Here is a 15,438-nt window from a genome sequence, read left to right on the forward strand (position 1 = left end):
GGCTTAGAGGTTCGTGAAGATGTCGTTGCCGAATCCGACCAGGCCGGCCTGCCCCGCGTAGCCCAGATAACCCAGCTGGAAGATGTCTTCAATGCTCTTGAGCATCGAGTAGTGGTTGTACTGCACCGTCGACACCGTCCCCGGCTTGATGAACCTCGAAATCATCACCGCGCCGGTCTGGTCGCCGCCGAAGCTCTGCTTGGTCAGGTTGATCGTCGCGCCCTTGTATGACAGCGACGAAGTCTGCGGGAACGCCGGCAGATTCGGGCCGGGCTGCTGGCTACAGCAGGTTGTCCCCGCAAAGGTCAGTTGCGTTTGGCCCGCCGAAGGCTGGGTCACGGACGCGTAGCTGCTTTCGTCGAAGTTGATGATCAGCAGGCCGTCCTTCTGGAATGCCGGCGAGGCGGTAATAATCGGCACCCATTTCTGCAGGAACGTATTCGCGCTCGTCAGACCGCCCGGCTGGCCGTTCACGCACGGCGAATCGTGACCGTCGTCGCACAGGTTCGGCGTGATCAGATTGAAGTTGGCGGTGGTCGAGATCGACTGCAGGTCGGTGGTGAGCCTGTTCAGATTTACGACGTTCTGGCCGCAATCGGGCGAATCGATGATTGAGTGGAAGTACATGAACGGGTTGTGACGCGTCGCGTACTGATCGCCCTGCGGTACCGCTGCACTCGGTGCTTCTCCAATCTGCGTGAGGTCGGTCGTGTTGAGCGTCGGGTGGCCGCACGTAGCGGCTTCGCGCGTCGGGTCGTTACCCATGTCGTCTTCATAGCCCTTCCAGGTGTAGCCGGCGGCCTTCAACTGGTCCGGCAATGTCTTGATGCTGGCCGGATACACGCAGCCCGAGCCGATCGCCTGACCATCGGGCGTCATGCCGGTCAGTGTGAAATCCTGATAGATCGGGCAATCATTATCCGTTTCCGGCGTCGGCGCCTGACCGCTGATCATCGAGATGTAGTTGTCGAGGCTCACGTGCCCGGTGCCGTAGTACTGCTGCACCAACGCGCCTTGCGAAGCCAGCGTCTGCGACAGATATGGCGCCTTGCTATTGGCGCCGAACGTGGTCGCGTAGTTTTCGTTTTCGAGCGTGATGACGAAGACGTGGCGAATCTGCTGCTGCCCGGTCTGTGCGATCGATGAAGACGATGAGCCGCATGCGGCAACGATAACGCCAATTAAGGCGGCAGAAATGGCAGCGAAAAGTGTGCGCATCCGGGTGCGTTTTGACATTCCTTTCCCTTTTAATTGTGTTTTACCAAGCTGATTGGTTCGATATACCTTTCTATTATTTTGTATACCGAACTAAATCAGATTGAATCGATTAACCCGCGATCACCCATCACGGCCCATTGGCAAAAGAACCGGTGTATCCCGCGATCGGAGCCGCCGTTTTTGGTGCATGGCGAGGCTAACATGGCAGGCTTAACCGCACGTAGTCCATCTCGACTAGGGAGAAACGACGACTGCAGCTCCGCGGTCCACGCTGCCGGCGCAGCGACAACGGCACGGCCACCGGTTCAATCGGTCCGTTCGTCGTGAATACAGCAGAGCAAATCTGTCAAGCGGTGCGGGACTTCAATCATGGAGTGGACGCTTCGGGCAGATGAGGGCCGCGAGCGACGGACGCGCATAACGGTGCATCAGGCCGCAGGGATCGGGCCGCCAGGATCGCGCTGTCGGCGATAGCAAAGAGGCGCCGTGCGCTGATTCCATGCACGAAGAAGTCAGCCGGTTTTACGCAGAACCGCTTCGACGCTGGCACCGATCGCAAGCAGACGCCGGTCGCCCATGTGCCGCCCCATCAACATCAGGCCAACCGGTGCCTTGCCTGCCTCATGGCAAGGCACGGATAACGCGCATAGATCGAGCATGTTGGCAATTGCCGGATTGCGCAGCAGCAGCCGATTTGTCGACGTATAGACACTTTCATCAGCCAGATCCGCAATCCGTGGGGCAACGATCGGCACAGTTGGACACACCATCGCATCGGACGGCTGCAACTCGCCGTCAGCCTGCCGGCATAACAGCGCACGGCGCGCCTTGGTACGCTGGTACTCCGCCGTACTTTGCTGGCTGCCGAAACGGATGCGGGACAAAACCCGCAGGTCATACCGATTCCCCTGCCTCGCGATCAGATCGACGTGCCATGCCCACGCCTCCGCCGCCACCAGGCCGCCGTGTTGCCCCAAGCCGGCAAGCGCGTTCCAGCTCCCGAATTCCACGTTCCGCACCAGATCCGGTCGATTTGCTGATCACGGACCGTGCACCTGCACCAGCGCCTATGCGGATATTCGCTCAAGCCAATCTCGAGGCCAGTTGGGGACACTCGGACGAGCAGTGACGCGAGTCACATCTTCATCGACATGGCAGCGCGGCGGAGACCGTCATCGTGTTGGGGAAGGCGGAGACGCTCGATTACTACACCCACCGATTCGACATCATCGAACTTGGCCGGTTTCGCGAGCGGGACATTGAGCGACTGCGCAAGCAAGCCGCTCAATTCACCTCGGGCACCGAACTCTGCTCGTTCGCCTCGCGGACCTGACGCGACCGCCGTATGCGTTCCCGGCCATGATCCAGGTGGCTTCGGATCAAACTCTCAGTGAGATTCGAATCACCAGCGGCAATTGCCTCGATGATCGCTTCGTGCTCGTGAGCAGACTGCTCGATCGCTTCTTCGTCAAGCGTCAGGGCTGTTTGCCGGAACAGACTGAGTTCGCGGACGAGACCCCGGTACGTATCGAGCAATTTCTCGTTGCCGACCGCCGCAGCCATCGTGTCATGAAACTGCAGGTTCAGGTGGCCGTAAGTCTGCGCGTCGTGACTGTTCTGCGCGCGTTTCATCGACTCGACAATCTGGCGCAGCGAGTTCAGATGTTCGGCCGAGATACCATTGGCCAGCAATCGGCCAATGTGTTCGTCCAACATGGCGCGGACCTGATAGATCTCTTCCGCTTCCTTAAGGGACAACATCTTCACCGATACGCCGTGATTCTTTTCCGTGCGCAGCAATCCCGCCTGTTCGAGCGCGCGAAAAGCTTCCCGCACCGGACCGCGCGAGACGCCCAGCCGAGTGGCCAGTTGTGCCTCGTTCAGCTTGTCACCCGGAGCGAGTTCGCCACGCAGAATCAGGCGTTCGAGCTCGTCCTGCACCAGCGTTGTAAGCGAGTGCTTTTTAAGCAACTGGATTGTACCGATCGATGGCGCGTCACTCATGGCGGACAGAGCAGAATTAATGTCTAACATTAGCAGACTGAATCGTCAACTGTCAACAAAATGACGGCTGGGTAAGGCATTTGAAGAGTGCCGCAGGAACGTCTGGAGACAGGGTCGCGCCGGCAGCGGCATAGGCGTCAGTGGAAAGATCCATTGCGGCGCGGCGCATCCGCAAGTTCTCTTTGGTCGCTTCGCGCTGATTTTCCGGGCTACTGCCTGGTCTCACTCTTCGACGAATAGCGCTGAGCCCATTGCGCAAGGATTTTGGCGCGGTTGTTTGCCGCCCACGTGAAGTCGTTTTTGACCAGCAGGCTGGCGTAATTCGCCGGCACATTCGGCAGCGGTTTGGCCGTCCCAGGCACTGCCGTGATCGCATAGCTTCTCGCGTACAGCGAGTTCGCTTCCCGGCTCGACGCAAAGTCGGCAAGCTTTTTCGCCGCGTCCAGCTTCGTCGTGTTCTTCATGATCGCGAACGCCTCCAGATCCCAACCCAGCCCCTCCTTCGGGAACACAAGATCAATCGGTGCGCCCTGCGCCTTCAGGGTAGCCGCGCGGTATTCGAACGAGATTCCGATTGGATACTCACCTGATGCAGCCATCGTGCACGGCGCGGAACCCGAATGGTTGTACTGCGCGATGTTCTTGTCGAGCGCATCCATGAATTGCCAGCCGCCCTGCTCGCCGAACAGTTGCAACCATGCGGTCACGTCGAAATATCCCGTCCCCGAGGAGGCAGGGTCCGCCATCACGATCTTGCCCTTGTAGACCGGTTTCGTCAGGTCCTGCCAGCTCTGCGGCTTAGGCAAATGCTGCTCCGCGGCAGCCGCGGTGTTGAAGCAGATCGTCGCGCCCCATACATCCATGCCAAACCAGTTCGGCGGCGATTTAGGGTCGCGGTACGCAGCGCTCATGGCAGGCAGATTCTTCGGCGCATACGGCAACAACATGCCGTCGCTTTCGAACTTCGCGATGCTGGTGGCCGCGAGGCCCCAGATCGCATCGGCCTGGGGGTTGTTCTTTTCGGCAAGAATCTTGGCTGTGATCACGCCAGTCGAGTCACGTACCCATTTGATCTCGATGTCCGGGTTGGCTTGCTCGAATGCGTCCGCGTACGGCTTGAGTTGCTCGTCCTCGAGCGCTGTATAGACCAGCAGCGTGGTCTTGGCGACCGCCGTAGCCGTGCTGCCGACCAGCAGCGCTATCGCGGCAGTCGTCATTAGCGCGATCGTACGGACACGGTGCAAAGGGCGCGCGCTGCGCTGAGCGGTGACTGTTTGCTTGAACATTTCTTACTCCCGGTATGAGGATTTTTCACAAAGACCTCACCGTCGCCGGCGTATCAATGCGCTGACGTGATGAGATTGCCGCTGACAACAGTGGCCAGTCCGCCTTTCAATCCAGAACGCTAACGAAATTGCCACCAACACCCAGGTGAGCCGCGCGGGCGACGCAACCGTCTTCGTGCTCTTACGCGACGATCTTGTGGGGTGAAATCTGCTTCACGCCCATTTCCGCGAGTGTTTTCTCGATCGCCCTTGCTGCGCTGCGCATGACATCGCGGTCGACGTCACCAATACATCCGACACGAAACGTATCGACTTCAGTCAGGTTTCCCTGGTAAAGGATGAAGCCCTTGGCCCTGACCTTTTGGTAGAACGTGCGGAACTCGTAAGCCGGATCCTCCGGCGCGTGAAAGGTCGCATTCACGTTTCGTCTCCGTACTGTTAGTAGATCTGATAGATGTCACGCCTTGTCGGACTTGCCCGCCGCTTGCGCGAGACGGCTGAGCGCGACATCGAAGAACCAGGGTTTGGCGCCGGCGTCCTCCGCGCTTTCCTTGCGGCGAATCGCGTCGCGTACGACCAGTGAACCCACGTAGCGAATCGGTTCCGGCGGGAACACGCCGCGCGGCCCACGAACGAGCGGTGAGCGCGTCCATGCATTGTCGAGACCGAGTACGAGTGAAGACAGGATCTCGCCGCCCATATAGCTCGGACCGACGCCGTTGCCTGAATAGCCGAAGCCGTAGAACACGTCATGCCGTTCGTCGAGCCGGCCAAAGAACGGCAATCCGGTGGCCGACCGATCTGACGGCCCGTTCCAGCTTGCGGCGATCGGCACCGACGCGAGTTCAGGAAAAAAACCGCTCAGATCGCGCGCGAGCGCCGCCCGATACGGCGAGGGTTGATCGAATACCGGCAGCACGCGGCCGCCATACGCAAACGTATTGCCGCCCTTGCCGAGCATCAGCCTGCCATCGGGCGTAGTGCGGTAGTAGTAGACAAAGGTCCGTGAATCCAGCACCGACAGACCGTTCCTGAATCCCAGACGCTCCAGAATTTCAGGTGCGCGTTCGGTGATGATCATGTCGCTCGATACGAGCGCAATGCTGCGCTCGAACTGCGGGAAGGTTTTTGCCATCCACGCGTTGATCGCCAGTACAACGCGCTTTGCGCGCACCTCTCCGTACGTCGTGCGGACCAGCGGACCCGGCACATAACTCAGCGATTCGAAGGCGGTCTTCTCGTACAGGCGAACGCCCATCTCCAAGGCGACGCGCCGCAATCCGCGCACGAGCAAGGCGGGCTGCACCGTCGCGGCGACAGGCGAGAAATCACCCGCGAGGTGCCGCTTCGACCCTGCGCGCCGGCGGACTTCTTCGACGTCGAGACTGACGAATGAGCCCATGCCGCGTTCATCCAACGCGGCTTTGACGGCCTCGGCGCTGCCGATCTGAGCGGCGCTCGTCGCGGTGTATAACGTGCCGTCGACGCGAATCTGCGCATCGATTCGATGCTCGCGGCAGAAGGCCGTGATCTTATCGACCGTCTGGCGAGAAGCCTCTACGAGCCGTAGTGCCTCACTTTCGCCGAATAGTCGGCGCAGTGTGAGAAAACGGGTTTCCCAGGTCAACAAGCAACCGCCGTTACGGCCACTCGCACCCGCACCGCAAATATCCGCTTCGATCAGCACGACATCCAGATGCGGATTGGCGCGCTTTAATTGCAGCGCTGTCCAAAGACCGGTAAAGCCGCCGCCGACGATACACACATCGGCGTTTACCGCGCCCTGCAAAGCCGGCGCGTCAGACGCTTCGCCGCGCAGTGCCTGTTCAAGCCAGAAAGGTCTCATCGTTATTTCCTGTTTGCTCTGCCAGGGTGTGTTATCGGTTGCGCGACGTATAGCGCCAGCGTTGCGTGCGTGCCAACAGAAAGCGATTCACTAACGCATAGAGCACACACACGAGGGTCGAGGTCACCACAATCAGCGTTGCCATCGCCGCGGCCGGCCCGATTTGTCCGGCTTCATCGAGATTCAGGATCGCCACCGACGCCGGTTGCGTCCCCGGCGAATAAAGGAAGGCAACCGCCGAGATCGTCGTCATGCCGTTAATGAAGAAATAGCGGCTGATTTCCAGAATGGCCGGCAAACATACCGGCACGGTGACGCGGAAAAACGTGGCATAGAACGGCACTTTCAGCGACGCGGATACCGCCTCGAACTCGTTGTCGATCTGTTTGAGCGCGGTAATGGCGGTCAGATGGCTCGACGAGTAGTAGTGAATGATCGTGACGATGGCAAGCAGCGGCAGCGACCCGTAGAGAAAATTAAGGGGATTGGCCGGATGATTGAAGAAGAAGATATAACCAATCCCAAGTACGAGACCCGGCACACCCATCGGCAAAACCGCGCACAGATTGATGACTGGGCGCAGCCAATCCATACCGCGCGTTTTCTCGATCAGATAGGCTCCGCCAAACACCAGCATAGTCCCCGCTGTCGCGACCAGCGCCGCCATTTCCAGGCTGTTTTTGTATGCGCCGATGATGCCCGCGCCGATGAGCCCCATCCGGTAATGACTCAGCCCGAGCGTCAGGTTGTACGGCCAGAAGTGGACAAACGAGCCATAAATCGAAATCCCGACAATCGCCATCATCAGAAAACACACGACACTGCAGTACGCCAGCATCGCCAGGTCGAAACCGCGCGACCTCTTAGGTTCATATGGCACCGAGCGCGCGCCAAGCAGCGAACGCTGTTTGCGCCTGACGAAAAAGTCGGTAGCAAAGCTAAGGAGTGCCGGCAACAGCAGCAAGATGCTCACCACCGCGCTGGTATTGAAATCCTGCAGACCGACGATGAGCTTGTACACGTCGGTGGACAGCACGTTGTAAGAGCCGCCGATCACGATCGGTACGCCGAAGTCGTTCACACAGATGGTGAACACCACCATGGTCGCGCTGATCAGCCCATACTTCGCGCCGGGCAGCGTGATCGTGAAGAACTTGCGCAAACGGCTCGTACCCATTGCGTCTGCGGCTTCATACAGGCGGGCGTCCGTCAATGACAGCGCAGTAATCAGGATCATCAGCACGTGCGGCATTGCCGCGTACACCAGACTGGCGATGATTCCCGGTGCGCCATAGATGCTGTGACCGGCTGTCCAGCGCCGCAACAAACCCGCGTTGCCGAACCAGTAAATAAACGACACCGCCGACAGTAGCGTCGGTGCGAGAAGCGGAATCAGGGCGATGTTGCGCACGAGTCCCTTGAGCGGCATGCAACTGCGCGTTAGCGCGTACGCGAACGTGAAGGCGAGCGGAATCGTAATCGCCGTCACCGAGACTGCAATGAACAGCGAATGTCCGACCGAATTCCACAGTGCCGGGGTCCGGAAATACGACGTGAAATTGGCGAGACCGACGAAGCGCCCATCGCGATCCTCGACGCATCGCATGATGACCATCGTGAGCGGCGCAAGCAGGGCCAGCAGCAGAAAACATCCCATCAGCAGCATCCCGGCATGGCCGATGCGATCCTGCCAGTGAGTACGTTGCCGCACTTCGGCAAGCATCGCGTCTTTTCCCGGTTCGGTGAGTGTCGTACTCATTGCACCCTCCGCTGGTCTTCACCGAAGATCCGCACGCGGTTGCCGAGGACAGCGAGATTAAGCACCGAGCCTTCCTGCAGGTCGAATTCAGTCATATCGTGATACGACAGATCGGCCAGTACTTCGGTCCCGGGCATGCCGTCCACCTGAACGCTGACCCGGCAGAATGCTCCCAGAAATTCCAGCTTCCCGATACGGCCACTCAGCGTGTTGCCGGCTTTCGTGTCGACGCCCCGCACGACGAGATCCTCCGGACGCAGGAACAGCGACACTCGCGAACCGCCCTTGAGCGACTCGCTCACCTTCACACAGTTCAGGCCGACGTCACCCACCTGGATCGCGCCGTTCGCACTCACGGTGGCCGGCAGAATGTTGGCCTTGCCGACAAAGTCGGCAACGAACGGCGTTGCGGGCTCGCGATAAATCTCGGTCGGTGTGCCGATTTGCTCGATCACGCCGTGATTCATCACCACGATGCGGTCGGCCATCGAAAGCGCCTCCTCCTGATCGTGCGTCACCATGATCGTCGTCACCCCGAGACGCTGTTGCAGCTGGCGGATCTCCTGACGCAAACGAACCCGCACCCGCGCATCGAGCGCAGACAGAGGTTCGTCGAGCAACAACAGACCGGGCGAAGTAGCCAGCGCCCGCGCGAGAGCGATGCGCTGCTGCTGGCCGCCGGACAGTTGACCGGGATGTTTTGGGCCGCTATCGGGCAGACCGACGAGCGCGAGCAGTTCGGCCACACGCTCGCGGATCACCGCTTTGCGCACTTTCCGGTTCGTCAGACCGTAGGCGACGTTCTCGTTGACCGTGAGATTCGGAAACAGCGCGTACGACTGAAACACGATGCCGTAATCGCGCAGCATGGGCGGCAGCATCGAAATGTCCTTGCCGGCCTGCGCGATGGTGCCCGCGCTTTGCGTCTCCAGACCCGCGATGATTCGCAGCAAGGTGGTCTTGCCGCAACCCGAAGGGCCCAGAAAACAGACCATTTCCCCCTTGAAGATTGTCAGATTGACATCCTTCAGAACCGGGGTCGAACCGAATTGCTTGTGAATCCCTTCGATGCGCAGGTAATCCAACATCGTCATCCTCCTGGAAATTACTGTTCCGCCGCCGTGCTCTGGCCCTTCCTGGTCTTAGCCGACAACGCCCGCACTTCCTTGATTTCACGGCGACTACGGCTTCGCGGTCGCGCGGTCTCCTCCCGAACCCATGGCTATCGGGCAAGAACACTCATCCGCTCGACCGACACGGCCGCCTTCTGACCCCATACGTCGATGCCCACGAAATTTCGCCCGGCTGAGGGCTTGCGGGCCGTGTAACCGTAGAGTGTATTTTGCCATCTGCATGTTGTTGACAATCTACGATTCACGAAGTTTAATGTCAAGCATGCAAAAACACTTTTCGATGCGTCCCGTGGAAACCCCTAATTCAGACCGCTCGCAGCGAAACCCGGCGCATCGGAATACCGCTCTCAACCCTCACCTGATCGCTCAAAGGAAAACCTCATGAACACGAACACTCGAACGCTCAACGTAAATGGGCGTGACTACCGGTGGATGGACCAGCCTCTCGTCGTGGTCTGTGTGGACGGTTGCGAATACGACTATTTGACGGAGGCGGCTCGCGCCGGGGTCGCTCCGTTTCTGGCCCGGATTCTGGAAAATGGAGCCGCGCTCAAAGGCGACTGTGTCGTACCGAGCTTCACGAACCCGAACAACCTGTCGATCGTGACGGGCGTGCCCCCCTCGGTGCACGGCATTAGCGGCAACTACTTCTTCGATCGCGAGAGCGGCGCCGAAGTGTTGATGAACGACCCGAAGTACCTGCGCGCACCGACGGTATTGGCCGCGTTCGCCGATGCGGGTGCAAAGGTCGCGGTCGTTACCGCGAAGGACAAACTGCGCCGCCTGCTTGGCAACAAACTGAACGGTATCTGCTTCTCGTCCGAGAAAGCCGATGAAGTCACTCAGGCCGAAAACGGCATCACAGGTGTGGTGGAGCTGGTGGGCAAGCCGGTGCCGGACGTGTACAGCGCCGACCTGTCCGAGTTCGTGTTCGCGGCCGGCGTGCGCCTCCTCGAGACCCGCCCCATCGACCTGATGTACCTGTCGACCACCGACTACGTGCAGCACAAGTGCGCACCGGGCAGCACCGGGGCCAACGCGTTCTACGAAATGATGGACCCCTACTTGCAACGCATGGCCGAACTCGGGGCCACCGTCGCGATTACGGCGGACCACGGCATGAACGACAAGCATGACGCGGCCGGCAAGCCGAATGTGATCTATCTGCAGGACGAACTGGACGCATGGCTCGGCGCCGGCGTGGCACGTGTGATCCTGCCGATTACCGATCCGTATGTGGTGCACCACGGAGCCCTGGGCTCGTTTGCCACGATCTACCTGCCGGCTTCGGTCGATCAGGCTCGAGTACTGGCCAAACTGCGCGAGCGCACAGGCATCGAACTGGCGCTCACTGGCGCGGAAGGCTGCGAGCGCTTCGAGCTGCCGCGTGATCGACTCGGCGACATCATCGTGGTTTCCGGGCGGCATGTCGTGCTCGGCACCAGCGAATCGCGCCACGACCTGTCGGGTCTCAATGCCCCGCTGCGCTCGCACGGCGGTCTCTCCGAACAGACAGTGCCGCTGCTTTTCAGCCGCCCGGTGACACAGGCCGTGTCCCAGAGAAAGCGTCTGCGCAATTTCGACATCCTCGACCTCGCGCTCAACCACCTTCAATAGTCGTCAATAACCTTCTTGCACATCAGGAGACAGCATGAATGCCATCGTGGAATCGCGGCCATCTTTGCCGGTCCGTCATGAAGCCCTTCGAATCTGCGGAGAACAGATCCGGCGCGAACAGGTCATCGAGGTTCTGAATCCGTACAACGGCGAACTGGTCGGCACCGTGCCCAAGGCGACGCTCGCCGACGTGAAGCGCGCCTTCGCGTACGCCCACGCTTACCGCGCCAGACTCACCCGCTACGAGCGCTCGCAGATCCTGCGGCGCGCCGCCGAGATCGTGCGGGAGCGCACCGAAGAGATTTCCGCGCTGATTACCGCCGAAGCCGGGCTGTGCCGGAAGGACTCCCTGTACGAAGCGGGCCGTGTCAGCGACGTGCTGATCTTCGGCGCCAACGAGGCGCTCAAGGACGACGGCCAGGTATTTTCCTGCGATCTGACGCCCCATGGCAAGAAACGGCGCGTCTATACGTTGCGCGATCCTCTGCTGGGCGTGATTTCCGCCATCACGCCGTTTAACCACCCGATGAACCAGGTCGCGCACAAGATCGTGCCGTCCATCGCGACGAACAACCGGATCGTGGTCAAGCCGTCGGAAAAGGTGCCGCTGTCCACCTATCTGCTCGCCGACATCCTGTACACCGCCGGCCTGCCTCAGGAAATGCTGCAGGTTCTCACCGGCGACCCCAAAGAGATTGCCGACGAACTGATCACCAACGAGCATGTGGATCTGATCACCTTCACCGGAGGCGTGCCGATCGGCAAATACATCGCCGAGAAAATGGGCTACCGGCGTGCAGTGCTCGAACTTGGCGGCAACGACCCGATTATCGTCATGGAGGACGCCGATCTCGACGAGGCCAGCACGCTCGCCGTGTCGGGCTCGTACAAGAACTCCGGCCAACGCTGCACGGCGGTCAAGCGGATGCTGGTGCATGAAGCGGTGGCCGACCGTTTTGTGGAGTTGCTGGTGGAAAAGACCCGCGCGGTGCGCTATGGCGACCCGGCAGACCCGGCCACCGATATGGGCACCGTCATCGACGAGGCCGCAGCAAAGTTCTTCGAAGCGCAGGTCAACGACGCGGTGAGCCGCGGCGCGAAACTGCTGTACGGCAACATTCGCAAAGGCGCGCTCTACTCGCCGACCGTCGTGGACCACGTGACGCCCGATATGCCGCTCGTCAAATACGAAACCTTCGGACCGGTGTCGCCAGTTATCCGCTTCCGCGACATCGACGACGCGATCCGGATCTCGAATTCGACCGACTATGGACTGTCGTCCTCGGTCTGCACGAATCGGATGGACTACATCACGCGCTTCATCGCCGAACTTGAAGTCGGCAGTGTCAATGTGCGTGAAGTACCCGGTTATCGGCTTGAACTCACGCCGTTCGGCGGCATCAAGGACTCGGGTCTGGGTTACAAGGAAGGGGTGCAGGAAGCGATGAAGAGTTTCACTCACGTGAAGACATACTCGTTGCCCTGGAGTTGAGTATCGATTTTTCCCGGTGTCTCCGGCGAACGCCGCGAACATCGGGAAGAATGATTCCGACATGTTCTCCTCCATTCGCGCACGCATCTTCGTCTGGGCGTCGCGATCGTTATGGCCGCACCGGCGTCGGCGCCCTCGCTCAATTCAAGCTTGACCAAGGTGCTTGCTCTAGCGCGCATGAACGGCCACTGCTATGGTTGCTGCTTTCACTTAACTACGTCGCATCCGGACCATGCTACGGGGAACGCCGGACTCTCCGAGGCAGTCTCCCTAAGACATAGAATGTGTTTTTTGTGGCGTATCGACTGACTTTGTTGCAAACCTTAGCGCGAATTTCATGCGTCGATACAGGTGCCAAACGGACTTGCAGAGGAGAACTTTGATGACCAGCTCAACATATACCGCAGTGGCTGCTTCCGAAACGGGCGATCCGTTGTTGCTGACTCCCGGGCCGCTTACTACCTCGCGCACCGTCAAGGCTGCGATGCTGCACGATTGGGGCTCGCGAGACGCGAACTTCGTCGAGATCAACCGATCCACGCTCGCGCGCCTTGCCGACATCGCGAATGGCGCGGGCGAGTGGGTGACGGTGCCGATGCAGGGCTCGGGCACTTTCGCGGTCGAGGCGATGCTGACGAGCTTTGTGCCCCCGGACGGCACCGCGCTCGTGCTGATCAACGGCGCCTACGGCAAGCGGGCGAAGCGCATCCTCGAGATCGCGCGGCGCGAGACGTTGGTCTACGAGACTGCCGAGGACACGCCGCCCGACCTCGGCGAGGTCGAGGCGATCCTCGCACGCACGCCCTCGATCACCCATGTGTTTGCCGTCCACTGCGAAACCACGGCAGGCATACTGAACCCGATCGCGCAGCTTGGCGCACTCGCGGCGAAATACGGCAAGAGTTATCTGGTGGACTCGATGAGCGCGTTTGGCGCGCTCCCCCTCGACGTGCGGTCGATGCACATCGACGCGGTAGCCGCATCGTCGAACAAATGCATTGAGGGCGTTCCCGGCCTCGGCTTTGTGATCTGCCGGCGCGAGGCGCTCGAGCGGACAAAGGGGAATGCGACTACGCTGGTGCTCGATTTGCAAGACCAGTGTGCCAACCTGGAGAAGACCAGCCAGTACCGCTTCACGCCGCCGACCCACGTGATTGTCGCGTTTCATCAGGCACTCGAAGAGTTTGTCGCCGAAGGCGGTGTGGCGGGTCGCGGGGCACGCTACCGGAACAATTGCCGGATACTCGTTGAGGGCATGCGCGCGCTCGGCTTCAGGCCGCTGCTGCCTGATGCGTTGCAGGCTCCCATCATCGTCACGTTCCATATGCCCACGCATCCGCGTTTCGTGTTCCAGCGCTTCTACGACAGCCTCAAGCAACGTGGCTTCGTGATCTATCCGGGCAAGCTCACCGTGGCTGAATCGTTCCGGATTGGCTGCATCGGCCGCATCGGCGAGCCCGAGTTGCGCGCCGCACTCGCAGCGGTCCGCGAGGTGCTGGACGAGATGGGTGTGACCGAACTCGGCGCGTCAGTCACCGGCTCGTGAGCGGCTGTCAATCGCAGCATTCGTGCAACGTTCGAAACTGGAAACACGGCGTTCTGCCCGTGAGGCGCAGCAGCGCACCGACCTGCGCCCTCAGTGACTGAAGATGCGGCGCCCCACTACTTGTGAATGGCGCCGCGCACGCTCGTCACATCGCGTGTCGTAACGGGCGGCGCCGCGTTGCCCCACGTATTGCGGATAAACGTCAATACCTGGGCCATTTCCTCATTGGTCAGTTTGTCCGCGAAGGACGGCATTTTGCGCGAGGGCGGCCCATTCTCCGTGTGCGGAGCCGCGCCGCCTTCTACCAGCAGACGTACAAGCGATGTGCTTTGGGGCGCGAGCACCGCGGGATTGCCCGCCAGACGCGGATACTTCTGCGCGACGCCGAGCCCGTCCGCCTGATGGCAGCGCGCGCAGTAGCTCTGGAAAATGCCGGCGCCCGGCCGCTCGACGTCGCCGGTACGCAGCGCCTGCACGGTTTGCTGCGCCGCGCGCGAATGCATGTCGTAAAGCCCGGCCGGCTCACGCGCCGGCAAGCTCTTCAGGTACGCGGCGATGGCGTTCAGGTCGTCATCGCTCAGATACTGCGTGCTGTCTTCGACGACCTGAACCATGCTGCCGAACGTGACAAGTCCCCCACCGTGCCCGCTTCTCAGGAACGCTGCGATGTCCTGCGCCGGGACGCGTCCGAGACCCGCACCGGGATCGCCGGTCAGATTCGGCGCAAACCAGTGATCGTTGGTGCCGCCTGTCAGGTACAGATGCGCATTGCCGTCATAGCCGCGTTCCTCGTACGCCGGACCGCGCGGCGTATGGCAGGCGCCGCAGTGGCCGAGTGATTGCACGAGGTAGGCGCCACGATTCCACTGCGCATCGTGTCCGGGCTGCTGCACATATCGCCCGCCCGGCACGAACGCCCAGTCCCAGAACATCAGCGCCCAGCGCTGGTTGAACGGAAAAGGCAGGCGCGTTTGCGGCGCCGGCTTTGCGACGGGTTTGACGCCATGCATGAAGTAAGCGTACAGCGCGTGCATGTCGTCGTCGTTGATCTTCGCGAACGATGGGAACGGCATTGCCGGATAGAGCCGCTTGCCGCCGGGCGCAACCCCGTCGCGCAGCGCGCGGGCGAAGTCGTCATAGGTGTAGCGGCCGATTCCATTGACAGGATCCGGCGTAATGTTCGACGAGTAGATCGTGCCGAACGGCGAGGCCATGCCCAGGCCACCGGCAAACGGAGCAGGCAGGGCCGCAGGGCCAGTCTGGCCGGCGGCGGGCGCTGCGGTGTGGCAGCCCGCGCAATCGGCCGCTTTGGCCAGATACGCGCCACGGGCAACCAGTGCGGCATCGGGCACCGCTTGTGCGACCTCCGCAGGCGGCGCAGCCTGCTCGGCCGCACGAAGCGCCGCTGATCCGCCCAGCGTTCCCCCACAGAGCAAAGCGCAACCGGCCAACAGCGCCGCGTACAGTCGCCGGTTGCCGGGCCGGCCATTGAGGCGACCTTTCGCGGCCAGGAGTAAAAAAATGCGCACGTTCATCT

12 protein-coding genes are annotated in these 15,438 nt (G+C 60.8%); 3 read left to right on the forward strand and 9 right to left on the reverse strand.

Annotated features, from left to right (window positions below; genetic code table 11):
- Positions 1 to 3 precede the first annotated feature (3 nt).
- The 8 genes from HWX91_RS12650 to HWX91_RS12685 form a co-directional block, all read right to left on the reverse strand.
- Positions 4 to 1,236: an alkaline phosphatase family protein gene (locus tag HWX91_RS12650; protein WP_028194080.1), complete on the reverse strand. Its 1,233-nt coding sequence runs from the start codon at positions 1,234 to 1,236 to the stop codon at positions 4 to 6.
- Positions 1,237 to 1,730: 494 nt separating this feature from the next.
- On the reverse strand, positions 1,731 to 2,228 hold the full coding sequence (locus HWX91_RS12655; RefSeq protein ID WP_244144058.1) for an amidase family protein: 498 nt from the start codon (positions 2,226 to 2,228) through the stop codon (positions 1,731 to 1,733).
- 274 nt (positions 2,229 to 2,502) lie between these two features.
- A complete protein-coding gene (locus HWX91_RS12660; RefSeq protein ID WP_028194081.1) occupies positions 2,503 to 3,222 on the reverse strand; it encodes a phosphonate utilization associated transcriptional regulator in 720 nt (239 codons plus the stop codon).
- Positions 3,223 to 3,431: 209 nt separating this feature from the next.
- A complete protein-coding gene (locus tag HWX91_RS12665) occupies positions 3,432 to 4,439 on the reverse strand; it encodes a putative 2-aminoethylphosphonate ABC transporter substrate-binding protein (protein WP_042273802.1) in 1,008 nt (335 codons plus the stop codon).
- Positions 4,440 to 4,689: 250 nt separating this feature from the next.
- Entirely contained in the window at positions 4,690 to 4,929 is a 240-nt protein-coding gene (locus HWX91_RS12670) for a hypothetical protein (protein WP_028194083.1), read from the reverse strand.
- Positions 4,930 to 4,965: 36 nt separating this feature from the next.
- Positions 4,966 to 6,354, reverse strand: a complete 1,389-nt coding sequence (locus HWX91_RS12675) for an FAD-dependent oxidoreductase (protein ID WP_028194084.1) — start codon at positions 6,352 to 6,354, stop codon at positions 4,966 to 4,968.
- A gap of 31 nt (positions 6,355 to 6,385) precedes the next feature.
- Positions 6,386 to 8,113 (reverse strand): putative 2-aminoethylphosphonate ABC transporter permease subunit, encoded by a 1,728-nt coding sequence (locus tag HWX91_RS12680; protein WP_028194085.1) that lies wholly within the window; start codon positions 8,111 to 8,113, stop codon positions 6,386 to 6,388.
- Positions 8,110 to 9,201 carry a putative 2-aminoethylphosphonate ABC transporter ATP-binding protein gene (locus tag HWX91_RS12685; RefSeq protein WP_028194086.1) on the reverse strand — a complete coding sequence of 364 codons (1,092 nt, stop codon included), beginning with the start codon at positions 9,199 to 9,201 and terminating at the stop codon, positions 8,110 to 8,112. The genes HWX91_RS12680 and HWX91_RS12685 overlap by 4 nt, the downstream gene beginning before the upstream one ends.
- Before the next feature lie 426 nt (positions 9,202 to 9,627).
- Between HWX91_RS12685 and phnA the strand changes: the two genes are divergently transcribed.
- The 3 genes from phnA (at position 9,628) to HWX91_RS12700 (ending at position 13,901) form a co-directional block, all read left to right on the forward strand.
- Positions 9,628 to 10,863 (forward strand): phosphonoacetate hydrolase, encoded by a 1,236-nt coding sequence (gene phnA / locus HWX91_RS12690; protein WP_028194087.1) that lies wholly within the window; start codon positions 9,628 to 9,630, stop codon positions 10,861 to 10,863.
- 34 nt (positions 10,864 to 10,897) lie between these two features.
- The gene (gene phnY / locus HWX91_RS12695) at positions 10,898 to 12,355 is read left to right on the forward strand and encodes a phosphonoacetaldehyde dehydrogenase (protein WP_028194088.1); all 1,458 of its coding nucleotides are present in this window, start codon (positions 10,898 to 10,900) and stop codon (positions 12,353 to 12,355) included.
- Positions 12,356 to 12,737: 382 nt separating this feature from the next.
- Positions 12,738 to 13,901, forward strand: coding sequence for a 2-aminoethylphosphonate--pyruvate transaminase (locus tag HWX91_RS12700; RefSeq protein WP_042273624.1), 1,164 nt, complete (start codon positions 12,738 to 12,740; stop codon positions 13,899 to 13,901).
- Positions 13,902 to 14,017: 116 nt separating this feature from the next.
- Here the strand turns inward: HWX91_RS12700 and HWX91_RS12705 are convergent, their stop codons facing one another.
- Entirely contained in the window at positions 14,018 to 15,436 is a 1,419-nt protein-coding gene (locus tag HWX91_RS12705; RefSeq protein ID WP_081832922.1) for a c-type cytochrome, read from the reverse strand.
- Positions 15,437 to 15,438 lie beyond the last annotated feature (2 nt).

The organism is Paraburkholderia fungorum (genome assembly GCF_902833645.1).
GTDB lineage: Bacteria > Pseudomonadota > Gammaproteobacteria > Burkholderiales > Burkholderiaceae > Paraburkholderia > Paraburkholderia fungorum.